This is a genomic window from Methyloversatilis universalis FAM5 (genome assembly GCF_000214035.2).
Classification (GTDB): domain Bacteria; phylum Pseudomonadota; class Gammaproteobacteria; order Burkholderiales; family Rhodocyclaceae; genus Methyloversatilis; species Methyloversatilis universalis.
In genome coordinates this window covers 1-230 of the sequence record NZ_AFHG01000009.1, presented here as the reverse complement: position 1 = coordinate 230, position 230 = coordinate 1, and the positions used below count along the sequence as shown (strand labels likewise).

The following is a 230-nucleotide window of genomic DNA, read 5'->3' as shown; positions in this document are numbered from 1 at the left end:
CCGGCGGTGATCGCCGTCGTCGGCTACGAGAACCCGACCATTTTCGAAGTCATGCTGCGCATGGGCGCGACCGGTGTGCTGAGCGCGCCGCTGCGCTCGACCGGCGTACTCGCCTCACTGGTGCTCACCGTCGGCCTGACGCAGGAAATGCGCGGCTACAAGAAAAGGGTGCAGCGGCTGGAGCAGAAGCTGCTCAGCGTGAACCAGATCAACGACGCCAAGGCCATCCT

At 64.8% G+C, this 230-nt stretch carries 1 protein-coding gene; it reads left to right on the top strand.

Features of this window, described 5'->3' with window-relative positions; genetic code table 11:
• Positions 1-230: hypothetical protein (locus METUNV1_RS00040; protein ID WP_043358615.1), on the top strand; the 230-nt coding region annotated here is incomplete at both ends.